The organism is Rhodopila sp. (assembly GCF_965277165.1).
Taxonomy (GTDB): domain Bacteria; phylum Pseudomonadota; class Alphaproteobacteria; order Acetobacterales; family Acetobacteraceae; genus Rhodopila.
On the sequence record NZ_CBDICE010000005.1, the window covers coordinates 878,341 to 891,060 of the forward strand.

Genomic DNA, 12,720 nt, shown 5'->3' on the forward strand with positions numbered 1-12,720 from the left:
CGCGCCCGGCTGGATTAACTGCGCGCTATTCGGCCGCCTGGTGGGCCCGCAGGTCGTTGTTGGTTCGGTGGTCCCCGCCGATCCAGCGGGCGAGTTCAGAATGCGCGTCGGCCCGGCGCGCGGCTTCGATCTGGACGGCATTGGCGGGATCGACGGTGAATTCGACGATCAGGCCATCGGGCGACGTACAATATATAGAGCGGCAGTAGCCGTGGTCGGTCTCGCGCACGGGCTCGCCCGCGGCGTTCAGCCGGGCCATCAATTCGTGGTAGATCTCGTCGTCGACCTTGAACGCGATGTGGTCGAAGCTGCCGATCTCCGGCGGCCGCTCGGCTTGGCACTTCCGGTAGACCTCATCGTCGGCGAACGAGAAGAACGCCAGCGCGCCGCCGTCACCCAAACTGTAGAAGGTGTGGCAGAACGCCACGTCGCGGTTGACCCAGGAGCTGAAATGCTGCTCGCACCAAGTTGCGGTCAGCTTGATGCCGAGCACATCCTCGAAGAAGTGCCTGTTGGCCTCCTGATCCTTTACCACGTAGGCATGATGATGCAGTCGTTCCGGCGGACGGGACAACAGGCTGGTCATCGCACTTCTCCTGCTTTTTGACCGTTCCTCGTGTTGGCCGCCACGGTGCGTCACGCCCCGCCGTTGTGCAAGGGACCGGGGTCGATAGAGCAGCCGCGGGGCCGGCGTCGGCAGCGGAGCGCATAGCACCCATGCGTGTAGGCGTTTGGCCCAAGCGTCGACGGGATGTAAGTCTACTGCCGAGTAATTTTGGTGCGAGTGCGGCGCTTTCGTGCAAATTGAGGTACGAGAGCAACTACCGCGCATCCAAGGCAAAGGGATCGGACAATGGGGACTGCCAAGAGAAGCAATGGAATTTCCAACCCAAAGCTTAAGGCGCCCCCTTCGCTTCCGGATCGGTTTTCAGACGCCGCGCCGCCCGATTACAGCATTGCCGCGGTCGATCGGACCATCGATCTGCTGGAGGCACTTTCGCGCCTTGGCCCGGCGTCACTAGCCGCTTTGGCGGAAGGCGCGGGCTGTACCCGTACCGCCGCCTTCCGCCTGTTGCGGACATTGCAGTCACGCGGCTTCACCATCCAGGACGAGGCCCGGGGGTTGTGGCGCCTGGGTGCGCGCTGGAGTGCGCTGGGAAGGGCGGCCTCGGAACAGGGGGCGCTGGCGGCGACGGCGATGCCGTTCCTGGCGGCGCTCGGCAAGGCAACCGGTGAGAACGTCTATCTGCGGGTGCGCGACGGGATGGAGAGCGAGACCGTCGCAATCTACCAGACTGATCCGACGCTGCGGATGTATTCCGAGGTGGGCAAGCGCGGTCCGCTGCACGCTGGCAGCAGCCGCATCTTGCTGGCGTTCGCACCGGAATCGGTGCAGACGCAGTTGCTGGCGCAGCGGCTCAACCGCTACACCCCGGCGACGCGCATCGATGCCACCTGGATCGCGGCGGACCTGCAGCGCATCCGCTCGCGCGGCTACCTGATCACCTCCGATGAGGTTGTGGCCGGCGCGGTGGGCATAGCGGCTCCGGTGCGCGATGCGGCGGCTTCGGTTGTCGCGGTGCTCTACATCAGTTCCCCGTCGATGCGGATGCGCCCGCCGCGTCCGCGCAACCTGCTGCCGCAGGTGATCGACGCCGCGGCCCGGCTGTCGCAGGCGCTTGGTGCCGCGGCCAAACCAGCGCCCAGCGGACTGCTGCGCGACGAACCCGCCCCAGCGGGCTGGCCGTTGAACGGCGGCATGCTGACCTCGTCGCGGCCGCATACGATCTTCCGGTAAGGCACCGCGCGGGCTCTGCCGCGAACGCCGCGGTACGGGCCGACCGGGCCGGCGCGCTTGTCGCCTGCCTTCGATCCGGATTAAGTGGCCGGCGGCGATCCGGGTGGCGCGCCCCGTTGGCCCAGTCAACGCATTCGCCGAAAACGCCCCTGCTCGCCGAGACTGGGAAGCAAATTTGGCCAAGCCAGCGTCCCGCTTCGTCTGCCAGTCGTGCGGCGCCGTCACGCCAAAATGGGCCGGCCGCTGCGAGACCTGTGGCGTGTGGAATACGGTGCAGGAAGAGACCGTCGCTGCCCGCCCCGGTGCCGCGGCCAGGGCGCCGCTGGGGCGATCCGTCGCGTTTGTCGGGCTGGCGGGAAGCGCCGAACCGCCGGCGCGTGCGAGTGTCGGCATTGCTGAGTTGGATCGCGTGCTGGGTGGCGGACTGGTGCCCGCCTCAGCGGTGCTGGTGGGCGGCGATCCGGGTATCGGCAAGTCAACCTTGCTGCTGCAGGCGGCGGCGTGCCTGGCGCGCTCCGGGCGGCGGGTGCTGTATGTCTCGGGCGAGGAGTCGATCGATCAGATCCGGTTGCGGGCAGGGCGCCTGGGTGTCGCCGAGTGCTCCATCGAACTGGCCGCCGCGATCAATGTCCGCGATATCGTGGCCAGCCTGGAACAGGCCAAGGACACCACTCTGGTGGTGATCGATTCGATCCAGACCATGTGGATGGATACGATAGAGAGCGCTCCGGGGACGGTGACCCAGGTGCGCGCCGCGTCATTCGAACTGATCCGGCTGGCCAAGGCCGGCAATTTTGCCTTGGTGCTGGTCGGCCACGTCACCAAGGACGGCGCCCTGGCGGGGCCGCGGGTGTTGGAGCACATGGTCGACGCGGTGCTGTATTTTGAAGGCGACCGCGGGCATCAGTTCCGCATCCTGCGTGCGGTGAAGAACCGCTTTGGCGCGACCGACGAGATCGGCGTGTTCGAGATGACCGAGGCCGGCCTGGCCGAGGTGCCCAATCCGTCGGCCCTGTTCCTGGCCGAACGCCGTGGCAACATCGCCGGCAGCGCGGTGTTCGCCGGGCTGGAAGGATCCCGCCCGGTACTGATGGAGGTCCAGGCGCTGCTGGCGCCGAACCCCGGCGGATCGCCGCGGCGTTCCGTCATAGGCTGGGACAGTGGTCGGCTCTCGATGCTGCTGGCGGTACTGGAGACCCGGGCTGGCGTGAGGCTGAACCAGAGCGACGTCTATCTCAACATCGCCGGCGGTTTGCGGGTCGGCGAACCCGCCGCCGACCTTGCGGTGGCGGCGGCGATCGCCTCGGCGGCGTTCGACACACCGACCAGCCCCGGGATGGTCTATTTCGGCGAGGTGGGACTGTCGGGCGAGGTGCGTCAGGTTGCTCAGGCCGAAGCCCGTCTCAAGGAAGCCGCCAAGCTGGGCTTCGACTCGGCGGCGCTGCCGCGGCGAGTGGCGCACGGCAATCGCAAATTGGCGGCACCCGAGGGCCTGCGACTGGAGGAAATCGGTCACATTGCCGATCTTGTGGCGCGTTTTGCCCCTGAATCCGCCAAACACACCGCAGATGCGCTTGGCGAGAGTCGCTAGCGGGACGATAACTCCGCTCGACTTGCGTTAGCTGTCTGCCTCGGGCGTTCGACCGGCGCGCCGCGGACGTTCGGTTCGACGCGATCTTGCTGTTGGGCGGTGGCATGACCTGGGTTGACCTCGCGGTCTTCGGATTTGTGGCGATCTCGGGGTTGCTCGCGCTCGCGCGGGGCTTCGTGCGGGAGGTTCTGGGCGTGGGTGCCTGGGTCGGGGCGGTTGCCGCGGCGATCCTGGCGCTGCCCAACATGCGTCCGTTGGTGCGCCGGTGGTTCCCGACTCCGGACTGGGTCGATCCGGTCAGCTTCATCGTGGTGTTCCTGGTCAGCCTGATCGTATTGCTGGTGATCGCCGGAATGCTGGGGCGCATCGCGCGACGTTCGGCACTGGGCGGCATCGATCGGACGCTGGGGCTGGTTTTCGGTCTTGCCCGGGGTGCGGCGGTGGTCATCGTGGCCTATATTCTGGGACAGATGGTGTTCCCGATCGAGCGTTGGCCGAACGCGGTGCTGAACGCCAGGACGTTGACGCCGACTTACGAGGCGGCCCGCTGGGTGCGGGAGCAACTGCCTGAGAGCTACCGCCCACATGCCTTCGAGGCGCCTCCGGTGGGCCGGGCGACCACCGCGGAAGCACTGTTGCACGCCAATCCGCAAGGCCGGGCAACCGGTAAACCACCTGATCGCGAGTAGGAGTTGTCACAGATGGCGTTCAACAGCCGCAGCATCGACGCTTCATCGGGCGACGCTTCAGAAACCGGGGATTCGGACGACTCGCTGCACGAGGAATGCGGCGTTTTCGGTGTGTGGAACGTGCCCGACGCCTCGGCGGTTACGGCGCTTGGGCTGCACGCCCTGCAGCACCGCGGCCAGGAAGCCACCGGCATCACCAGCTTTGACGGCGCGCGCTTCCATTCGCATCGCGGCATGGGCCTGGTGGGCGATAATTTCAGTGACGCCAGGGTGATCGAGAAACTCCCCGGCCGTACCGCCCTGGGGCATAACCGCTATGCCACCACCGGCGACACGATCCTGCGGAACGTCCAGCCGCTGTATGCGGACTTCGAGTTCGGCGGGTTTGCCGTGGCGCATAACGGCAATCTGACCAACGCGCACGTGCTGCACCGGGCGCTGGTGCGCCGGGGTTGCCTGTTTCAATCCACCACTGACTCAGAGGTGTTTGTCCATCTGATCGCGATCAGTCTTTACTCGACCGTGGTGGACCGGCTGATCGACGCGTTGAAGCAGGTGGTTGGCGCCTATTCGCTGGTGGCGTTGTCGAACGACGCGCTGATGGGGGTTCGCGACCCGCTGGGGGTGCGGCCGCTGATCCTCGGCCGCATCGGATCGGAGGGCACGGGCGGCTGGGTGCTGGCCAGCGAGACCTGCGCGCTGGACATCGTCGGCGCTGATTTTATCCGCGATGTCGAGCCGGGGGAAATCGTCGTTATCAACGACAAGGGCGTGCACAGCGTCAAACCGTTCAACAAGCAGAAGGAACGCTTCTGCGTGTTTGAATACATCTATTTCGCACGGCCCGATTCGGTGATGGAGGGAATGCCGGTGTACGACGCGCGCAAGCGGATCGGCGCCGAGTTGTCGGTGGAAGCGGGCGTTGCGGCCGACGTGATCGTGCCGGTGCCGGATTCCGGGGTTCCGGCGGCGATGGGCTACTCGATCCAGAGCGGCATTCCGTTCGAGCTTGGGATCATCCGCAACCACTATGTCGGCCGCACCTTCATCGAGCCGACCGAGCATATCCGCCATCTTGGGGTGAAGCTGAAGCACTCCGCCAACCGCCCGGTCCTGCAGGGCAAGCGGGTGGTGCTGGTGGATGACTCGATCGTTCGCGGCACCACCAGCAAGAAGATCGTCGAGATGGTCCGAGCGGCTGGCGCGAAAGAGGTGCATCTGCGGATCTCGTCGCCGCCGACCACGCATTCTTGCTTCTACGGTATCGACACGCCGGAGCGCAGCAAGCTGCTGGCGTCAAGTCATAGCGTGGAGGAAATGGCCGACCTGATCGGGGCCGACAGCCTGGCGTTCATTTCCATCGACGGACTGTACCGCGCGTTGGGTAAACCGGGCCGGGATCCGGACCAGCCATACTATTGCGACGCCTGTTTCACCGGCGACTACCCGATCCCGCTGCCCGATCAGCAAGACAACGCCGACCGCCAGCTTAGCCTGCTGGTCGTCAACAACTGATGCCGGACTTGGCCGACGGAACGATCGCGCTGGTCACCGGCGCCAGCCGGGGGATCGGCTCGGCGGCGGCCATCGAACTGGCCAGGATGGGGGCACGGGTGGTGATCACGGCACGCACCCAGGGCGGCCTGGAGGAAACCGACGATGCGATCCGCGCGGCCGGCGGCGAGGCCACCATCCTGCCGCTGGACTTGCGCGAAGGTGAGCAGATCGATGCGATCGGCCCGACATTGTATCAGCGCTTCGGCCGGCTGGATGTGCTGGTGCACAATGCCGGGGTGCTTGGGCGGCTGACGCCGGTCTCGCATATCACGTCGGCCGACTGGGCCGATGTGGTGGCAGTGAACCTGAGCGCCAGTTGGCGGCTGATCAGGACGTGCGATCCGCTGCTGCGCCAGGCGCCGGCGGGGCGCGCGGTGTTTGTCACTGAACGCCGAGCGCGGGAGCCTCGGGCTTATTGGGGGGCGATGGGGGCGACCAAGGCGGCGATGGAACACCTTGTGCTGACCTGGGCCCAGGAGGTCGCGATCTCCAGGCTGCGGATCAACCTGTTCGATCCCGGGCCGGTGGCGACCCGCATGCGGTCGAACGCGTTTCCTGGCGAGGATCGCGATACCCTACCGGGTCCGGCGGCGGTCGTCCCGTCATTAGCGGCGCTTTGCCTGCCGACGGAGTCACGCAATGGGGCGGTTATCGCTTTCGCGTAAGTTCCTGCCGAATCATGTAAAATGGCGAATCTGCAGGCGATTTAGTTGCTCTCACGTAATTCTATTGTGTTCACAACTCGCTGTGAACAGCATCCGCGCGGCTGAATCGTGCGTATGACTTTGGTGTGAACCTGGTTTTTGTGTTCATCAGGAGGCTCAGCATGTTTAAAGGGTTGTTTGTGTTGACCGCGACGGCGACCGTTTTTGGTGCCACCGTGACATTGGCCCAGACGCCGCAGGCCCAGACGCCGCAGGCCCAGACCCCGACGGCCCAGACCCCGCAGGCCCAGGCCCCGCAGGACGTTTCGACGCCCGCGTCGGGGACGCCCGCGGCGGGGACGCCGGCGGCGGCGAAAGCGCCGGATTCCTTGTCGGTTTATTTCTCCACCGGCAGTGCGACGATCTCCCCGGAGGGTCAGGCGGTGCTGGATAAGGCGGCGCGGACGTATCGCGACGGCAAGCCGATCATCATGGTGGTCAGCGGCGGATCCGATGCCACCGGGGCCGCCGCCGCCAATCTGCGGCTTTCGGAGGTACGGGCGGATAATGTGCTGCAAGGGCTGGTGCAGCGCGGCATTCCGATCGAGCGTTTCCAAGTGCTGGCCAAGGGTGAGACCGAGCCGGCCGTGCCGGATCCGAATGGCAAGCCCGAGGCGCGGAACCGCCGCGTCGAGATCAGTTGGCGCTGAGTGCTGGCCCGGCATGCCGGTTCGCGGCCGGCATGGTGCTGCTGGGTCTCTGTTGGACGCCGGCCGCAGCCGCGACTCCGGAGGACGGCCGGAGAGCCTATGATGCCGGGCATTTCTCCGACGCTCTAGGGATCTGGGCGGACCTTAGCCGCGCCGGGAATGCCGAGGCGGAATTTGGCCTGGGCTTGCTGTATGATCTTGGCAACGGCACGGCCGAGGATCCTGAAACCGCGTTTTTCTGGTATAAGACCGCTGCCAAAGCCGGTTTGCCGGACGCCGAATTCAACGTTGCGGCGATGTATGACAGCGGCCGCGGCGTGTCACAAAGCGTCGAAAAGGCCGCGCTATGGTATGCTCGGGCGGCCGCGCGCGGCCACTTGCGGGCAGCATACGATCTTGGCCTGCTGTATGAGCAGGGTGAGGGTGTGCCCCGCAACCCCGACGCGGCGGTGGCCTGGCTGCGAAAGGCCGCGGAAGGTGGCCTTCCCGCCGCGGCGTCCCGGTTGAAGCTTCTTCAAGCCAGCGCTGTGGCTCGTCCGGCCGGTCAATTGGTCGGGGTCACCTTGGCTGTACCGAACCTCAATGCGACGCTGAAGTTGGCGGATGGGAACCCGGCGGTGGAGCTGGTGTGGCTGGCGCCGGCCGAACCACAGCCGGTACGCTACGACGTGCAGGTGTTGGGCGGACCCAACCTGAAGCCGGTGTTTTCAGCCTCGGTGAGCACGACCGCAGCGGTGGCCAAGGTGCCGGCGAATGGCGATTTCTACCTTTGGAAGGTGGACACGGTTGGACCGAATGGCGCCCAGGCCACGACCGATTGGAGTTGGTTCTCTACAACTCCGGCCAACGGGCCGCATCAAGCGGTGGCATCCGCACCGGAAGCGCCGCACGCGCCCCGCTGACTGCCGGAACCAGGGCCGCGGCTGGTCAGGCACCAACCCAGGGACGCTGGGTTTCGACTGCTTGGGCCGAGAGTTCCGTTGTTTCATGCGACCAGCGGCTGAGGTAGCGGACGATGTCACCGACGGTGTCGAACCGCCCAACCACATCGTCGGGGATCTCTACGTCAAACGTCTCTTCCAGGTAGAGCGCGAGTTTGATTCGGCCGAACCGGCCGACGCCGAGATCACTGGCAATGCGGGTCTTCGGCGTCAGGCCATGCTGGTCGATGTAGACGCTCTGCCGCACCGCCAGGGCGACCTTTTCGAAGACCTTGTCACCGGGCGTGGATCGCATGGCAAAACCCTTCATGTCGTCGGGTCGGCGGCTTGATGCGAAGCGTTGAGGTCGGCTTGCGTGATGCCTGAATCACGCGCTTTGAACGTTCGGCCCAAGCCGCGATCGGGCTCTAGGCCGCGGACAGCCGGCTGATGTTTTGCACTGTTTGCCGGATGTCGGGGCGGGGTGGGGCTTTACGAGCATGCTGCGAATCCTCCAGCAACGCACCATGAACAGCGTCCTCGATGGTTTCGAGCAAAGCGGCTCGGCTTCCGAGCGCGACGCGACGATCGGGCTCCACGCCAGGACGCGTCATGGCTTGGCGCGTGGTGGTCGCGAGCACTGCCAGGTTGGCCTGAAGGAATGCAGCATGCTTTTGGGAAAGTCGCACTGTGATGACTTCACTCGACATTGTTTCAACTCCTGTTAGTGGAAACGTGGGCATCGGGTGGGCGATTTCGGACTGGATTATGTGCCGGCTAAGTCGGCCAATGTGTCGCGTCGATATCGGTGACGACGACGCGGCGCTTCGCGGCCATTGCCTCGAACGCTTCCGCGACCGAACCATATCTTTGGATCCGTCCAATCAATGGCTGGATGAATACCGATCGGGAATTGCGCCACATGATCCAGCAGCAGAGCGGGCTGTCGCCCTGATGAAACGCAAGTACTTCTTCGTAATCTTCTGCCTCTGACCCATGATCAAGCCGGACAACCATGCGAAGACCATTAGCCTCGGACCAACTTCTGATCAGTATCAGCTCCGGCACGGCAAAAGACTGACCCTTGGACGTTCTCGACGTTAACTGTATTACAGGCATCACAGCCCCGCTGGTTTGCTTTTGGATCACGGCGACGTGAGGATAAGCACACGGTTTAGTGATGGACAAGCAAAAGTCTCGATAAATCCGCATAAGAATCGGTGCCGCGGCAAATGGATCGAGAGTTTTCGGATTTCTGCCTTCAATAAGGCGGAATAGCAACGAAATCGTGCATGTAGGGAAGACTTTGATGCGGTTATCTGGTTCCGTAGAAGCGGTCGCCGGCATCGCCCAATCCGGGCCTGATGTAGCCGTGGCTATCCAGTTCGCGGTCGATCGCCGCGGTGAAGACCGGCACGTTGGGATGCGCTTGGGTGAAGCTGGCCACTCCCTCGGGTGCGGCCAGCAGGCAGACGAACTTCATCGCGGTGACCCCCGACTGCTTCAGGCGTGACGCCGCCGCGGCTGCGGAATGCCCGGTGGCCAACATCGGATCGACCAGGATGACCAGCCTGTCAGCCACGTCGGTTGGCAACTTCAAGTAATACTCCACCGGCTGCAGCGTGGCCGGATCGCGATACAGCCCGATGTGGCCGACCCTGGCGGACGGAACCAGGTCGAGCATGCCATCGAGAATACCGTTGCCGGCGCGCAAGATCGACACGATGCAAAGTTTCTTGCCGGCGAGATGCTCGGTTTGCATTCGCTCCAACGGGGTGTCGATTTCGATCGGCTCGAGCGGCAGGTCGCGGGTGACCTCGTAGGCGATCAGCAGACTGACCTCGCGGGCGACCTGACGGAATTGCGCCGTCGTGGTGTGCTTGTCACGCAGCAGGGTCAGCTTATGGCGCAGCAACGGGTGATCCAGCACGGTCACGTTGGGCATCGCGTCACTCCACGCGCTTGGCGATCATGCCGTGATCGCTCGTTTGGCGGCCAGCAGGCGGACAATCAGCAGACAGAAGAGGATAACCACAAACGAGAACAGAGTGGTTAATGTTCCTAGTGCGTAAAGTACGGGTGTGGTGACGCTGGTTGTCATGCCGAAGATTTCCAGCGGCAGGGTGTTGTCGCTACCGGCGGTCAGCAGGGTGCGGGCGAACTCATCATAGGACAGTGTGAAGCCGAACAGGGCAATGCCGATGACGCTGGGCAGAATGATCGGCAGCACGACATGGCGAAACGATTGCCATGCGGTGGCGCCCTGGTCGCGCGCGGCTTCCTCCCACGCGTGGTCGAAGCGGTTGAACACCGCGAACATGATGAGCAGGCCGAACGGTAGGGTCCAGGTGAGTTGTGCCCCGAACGCGGAGCTATACCAATCGGGATCGAGGCCGAGCTGGTTGAACAGCAAGCCGACACCGAGGCTGACCAGGATCGATGGGATAATGAGGCTGGCCACGGTCAGGGTGAACAGCGGGCCGGAACCCCAGAAGCGGCGGCGGAACGCCATGCCCGCCGCCAGCGACACGACCACCGTGCCGACCATTACCATTGTTGCCAGCACGAGCGATCGAGCGATCGAGGTGCCGAAGTCGCCGACCGCCTGGGTCTGGAACAGGCGATAGAACCAGTGCAGCGAGAAGCCGTTCATCGGAAAGGTCAAACCGCCGTCCGGGCCTTGGAACGACAGCACAAGGATAGTCAATGTTGGTCCATAAAGAAACAGGATGAACAGGCCCAGCACTGTCAGCAGCGCGAAGCGACGGAGTGTCGCGGCCATCACAGCTCCTTGCGGATATCGACGATGCGCAGGATTGCCGCGATCATGATCAACACGACCGAAAGCAGCACGACGGCGTTGGCGCAGGCTGCCGGATATTGCAGGGACGAAATCTGGTTCGAGATCATCAGTCCGACCGAGGAGCTTTGGCCTCCGCTCATGAGACGGACGGTGATGAAGTCGCCCATGACCATTGTCACGACGAAAATCGAACCGATGGCGATGCCGGATTTGGACAGCGGAATGATGACACTGGTGAGGGTGCGGCCCCAGCCGGCGCCGCCGTCGACCGCCGCCTCCAGCAAGCGGCGATCGATCCGCATCATGGTGTTGAAGATCGGTGTGACCATGAACAGCGTGTATAGATGGGTGTAGGCCAGGACGACGGCGAAATCGGAGAACAGCAGGAATTCCAGCGGCTGGTGGATGAGTCCGAGCCGGATCAGCGTGCTGTTGAGCAGGCCTTCTCGGCCGAGAAACGGAATCCACGAGATCATCCGGATGATGTTTGAGGTGAGGAAGGGCACCGTGCATAGCAGGAACAAAACCAGTTGAGCGGTGCGGCTGCGGATCTCGAAAGCCAGCACGTAAGCAACGGTGAAGCCTAGCACCGTGGTGACTGCCCAGACGATGACGGTGTAGCGCAAGGTGTTGAGGTACGTTTCCCAGGTAACAGAAGAAGCAAGGGCGTCGGTGTAGTTGGTGAGTTCGAAGGCGGGGATGATCTGGACGCTGTTGTAGTCGAAGAAACTGACCACGATGATCACGCCCATGGGCAGCAGCAGGAAGACGATCAAGATGGCGGCGAGCGGCGCGGTTTGCAGAAAGATTACCAGTTTGGGCTGCGCCATCGGTCTCACGCGCCGCGCGCGGCGAATCGTCGTCACACAATAACCTGGCGGATGGCGGCGATCGCTTCATCCACCTGCTCCGAGCTTACATCGAGATGGGTGCAGGCGCGCGCTCGGTAGGTATCCGACACGGATATCGTAACTCCGAGCGGCCTGAGTCGCGCGGCTAATTCGGCTGCGGTCAGGCCGGTTGCCTTGGTGTCGAAAAACACCAGGTTGGTTTCTGGGTTTTCCGCCTTGATCCCCGGTATTTGGCCCATGGCGCGGGCGAGGGTTGCCGCATTGCGATGGTCCTCGGCGAGGCGGTCGATATTGTGGTTCAATGCGTAGATACAGGCAGCGGCGTTCATGCCGGCCTGGCGCATCGATCCGCCGAGCCGCTGTTTCCATCTCCAGGCCTCGCCGATGAAATCCCGCGGGCCGGCGAGTACTGCGCCGAGCGGCGCGCCCAGTCCCTTGGTGAAGTCCAGCCAAACCGTGTCGCAATCTGCGACCATATCGCTCGCCGCCACGCCGAGCGCGACCGCCGCGTTGAGAACGCGCGCACCATCCATGTGGACCTTCATCCCGTGGCCGTGGGCGACCTCGGCGACTTCGCGCAGTTCGGACGGCTTCCAGCAGGTGCCCCCGCCTTTATTGGCGGTCTGCTCCACTTCAACCAGCGTTTGCGGGGGCGAGTAACGACTGACCGGGCGGATCGCGGCGGTCAGCGTTTCAGCGGTGAAGATGCCGCGGTTGCCCTGCAGGCCGCGGATCATGACGCCGCTGATGGCTCCGGGACCGCCGGCCTCGCTGGACTGGATGTGGGCGTCCTGGTGCGCCAGGATCTCATCGCCTGGGCGGCAATGCGTCGCCACCGCCACTTGGTTGCACATGGTGCCGGAGGGCAGAAACATCGCCGCCTGCTTGCCGAGCAGCGCGGCGGTGCGGTCGCAGAGTTCCCAGACCGTCGGGTCGGAGCCGGCCTGTTCGTCGCCGGTCTCGGCTTCCATCATCGCCTGTTTCATGGCGCGGGAAGGCCTGGTTTGGGTGTCGGAGTAGAGGTTGACCCGGACCGGAACAGAAAGATCGACACGCTTGGGTTCGTAGGTCATGGCAGTGCGCTCCCGTTTGGCTTGGTCGTACCAGAAGGGGCATTGCCTGCAAAGGCGGTCCATCCGATGCTGGGGCGCGGTGAG

Annotated in this window: 15 protein-coding genes; 7 read left to right on the forward strand and 8 right to left on the reverse strand. The window is 64.2% G+C overall.

Translation table 11 applies throughout. The features are described from left to right. Positions 1 to 25 precede the first annotated feature (25 nt). Entirely contained in the window at positions 26 to 586 is a 561-nt protein-coding gene (locus tag ACQY4Y_RS04755; protein ID WP_428489403.1) for a VOC family protein, read from the reverse strand. A 267-nt stretch (positions 587 to 853) separates the two neighbouring features. Here ACQY4Y_RS04755 and ACQY4Y_RS04760 point away from each other — a divergent pair, with 267 nt between their 5' ends. From ACQY4Y_RS04760 to ACQY4Y_RS04790, 7 genes are all read left to right on the forward strand, one after another. After that, positions 854 to 1,798 carry an IclR family transcriptional regulator gene (locus tag ACQY4Y_RS04760; RefSeq protein ID WP_428489404.1) on the forward strand — a complete coding sequence of 315 codons (945 nt, stop codon included), beginning with the start codon at positions 854 to 856 and terminating at the stop codon, positions 1,796 to 1,798. A 175-nt stretch (positions 1,799 to 1,973) separates the two neighbouring features. Next, positions 1,974 to 3,389, forward strand: a complete 1,416-nt coding sequence (gene radA / locus ACQY4Y_RS04765) for a DNA repair protein RadA (protein WP_428489405.1) — start codon at positions 1,974 to 1,976, stop codon at positions 3,387 to 3,389. 104 nt (positions 3,390 to 3,493) lie between these two features. After that, on the forward strand, positions 3,494 to 4,078 hold the full coding sequence (locus tag ACQY4Y_RS04770; RefSeq protein WP_428489406.1) for a CvpA family protein: 585 nt from the start codon (positions 3,494 to 3,496) through the stop codon (positions 4,076 to 4,078). Between the two features lie 12 nt (positions 4,079 to 4,090). After that, entirely contained in the window at positions 4,091 to 5,593 is a 1,503-nt protein-coding gene (gene purF / locus ACQY4Y_RS04775) for an amidophosphoribosyltransferase (protein WP_428489407.1), read from the forward strand. Continuing rightward, the gene (locus ACQY4Y_RS04780) at positions 5,593 to 6,300 is read left to right on the forward strand and encodes an SDR family NAD(P)-dependent oxidoreductase (RefSeq protein ID WP_428489408.1); all 708 of its coding nucleotides are present in this window, start codon (positions 5,593 to 5,595) and stop codon (positions 6,298 to 6,300) included. Before purF ends, ACQY4Y_RS04780 begins: the two co-directional genes overlap by 1 nt. A 161-nt stretch (positions 6,301 to 6,461) precedes the next feature. After that, positions 6,462 to 6,989 carry an OmpA family protein gene (locus ACQY4Y_RS04785; RefSeq protein ID WP_428489409.1) on the forward strand — a complete coding sequence of 176 codons (528 nt, stop codon included), beginning with the start codon at positions 6,462 to 6,464 and terminating at the stop codon, positions 6,987 to 6,989. Next, positions 6,980 to 7,891, forward strand: coding sequence for a tetratricopeptide repeat protein (locus tag ACQY4Y_RS04790; protein ID WP_428489410.1), 912 nt, complete (start codon positions 6,980 to 6,982; stop codon positions 7,889 to 7,891). Before ACQY4Y_RS04785 ends, ACQY4Y_RS04790 begins: the two co-directional genes overlap by 10 nt. Positions 7,892 to 7,916: 25 nt before the next feature. Here the strand turns inward: ACQY4Y_RS04790 and ACQY4Y_RS04795 are convergent, their stop codons facing one another. The 7 genes from ACQY4Y_RS04795 to ACQY4Y_RS04825 all read right to left on the reverse strand — a co-directional run bounded on the left by ACQY4Y_RS04795 (position 7,917) and on the right by ACQY4Y_RS04825 (position 12,636). Next, positions 7,917 to 8,225: a phosphopantetheine-binding protein gene (locus tag ACQY4Y_RS04795; protein ID WP_428489411.1), complete on the reverse strand. Its 309-nt coding sequence runs from the start codon at positions 8,223 to 8,225 to the stop codon at positions 7,917 to 7,919. Positions 8,226 to 8,337: 112 nt separating this feature from the next. Next, entirely contained in the window at positions 8,338 to 8,619 is a 282-nt protein-coding gene (locus ACQY4Y_RS04800) for a hypothetical protein (protein WP_428489412.1), read from the reverse strand. Positions 8,620 to 8,686: 67 nt separating this feature from the next. After that, on the reverse strand, positions 8,687 to 9,256 hold the full coding sequence (locus tag ACQY4Y_RS04805; protein WP_428489413.1) for a hypothetical protein: 570 nt from the start codon (positions 9,254 to 9,256) through the stop codon (positions 8,687 to 8,689). Then, positions 9,225 to 9,854, reverse strand: coding sequence for a uracil phosphoribosyltransferase (upp, locus tag ACQY4Y_RS04810; protein ID WP_428489414.1), 630 nt, complete (start codon positions 9,852 to 9,854; stop codon positions 9,225 to 9,227). Before upp ends, ACQY4Y_RS04805 begins: the two co-directional genes overlap by 32 nt. Before the next feature lie 24 nt (positions 9,855 to 9,878). Next, positions 9,879 to 10,691, reverse strand: coding sequence for an ABC transporter permease (locus ACQY4Y_RS04815; RefSeq protein WP_428489415.1), 813 nt, complete (start codon positions 10,689 to 10,691; stop codon positions 9,879 to 9,881). After that, positions 10,691 to 11,542, reverse strand: coding sequence for an ABC transporter permease (locus ACQY4Y_RS04820; RefSeq protein ID WP_428489416.1), 852 nt, complete (start codon positions 11,540 to 11,542; stop codon positions 10,691 to 10,693). The genes ACQY4Y_RS04815 and ACQY4Y_RS04820 overlap by 1 nt, the downstream gene beginning before the upstream one ends. 32 nt (positions 11,543 to 11,574) lie before the next feature. Continuing rightward, the gene (locus ACQY4Y_RS04825) at positions 11,575 to 12,636 is read right to left on the reverse strand and encodes a threonine aldolase family protein (protein WP_428489417.1); all 1,062 of its coding nucleotides are present in this window, start codon (positions 12,634 to 12,636) and stop codon (positions 11,575 to 11,577) included. Between the last annotated feature and the right edge of the window lie 84 nt (positions 12,637 to 12,720).